General features: G+C 64.5%; 1 protein-coding gene. It reads left to right on the top strand.

The annotated features are described in order from the left end of the window. A partial coding sequence (locus ACV22V_RS32485; protein ID WP_448016829.1) for a type VI secretion system Vgr family protein occupies positions 1-640 on the top strand: 640 nt, incomplete at both ends.

The following is a 640-nucleotide window of genomic DNA, read 5'->3' as shown; positions in this document are numbered from 1 at the left end:
TGTTGCCGCATTGCGCGGCGGGTTGCTTCAGCAGGACCGGCTGCTGAAGCTCGATACGCCATTGGGCGCCAACGTGCTGACCGTGCAGCGGGCCGTCGGCCGTTCGCGCATCGGGCGCGCGTACGAATTCACGCTCGACGTGCTGTCGACCGATAGCGATCTGGAACTTAAAAAGCTGATCGCGCAGCCCGTCACGTTGTGGATCCAGCAGGGCGATCGCAGCTACCGGCCGATCCACGGATACGTCCATACCGCGCGCCGCCTGGGCGCCGACGGCGGGCTCACGACCTATCAGCTCACGTTCGCCGATTTCACGCATTTCCTGAAGTTTCGTCGCGACCAGCGGCTCTGGAACGATACGACCGTCGACCAGATCATCAGCGATGTGCTGAACCAGCATCCGCAGGCGCGAGGGCATTTCCGCTTCGCGCTGTCGCAACCGCTGCCGAGCCGTTCGTACACGCGCCAGCACGACACCGACTGGCATTTCGTGCATCGGCTGATGGAGAGCGAAGGCCTTTACAGCACGTGGCAGCAGGCCGACGACGGCAAGTCGCATACGCTCGTGATCACCGACAACCTGCAGGCGTTCGCGCCGCTGTCGCCGGAGACCGTGCGTTTCTATCGCGGCGGCGCGGCG

The sequence above is a fragment of the Burkholderia sp. AW33-5 genome, assembly GCF_053427615.1.
This window is presented reverse-complemented; position numbering and strand designations above follow the sequence as displayed.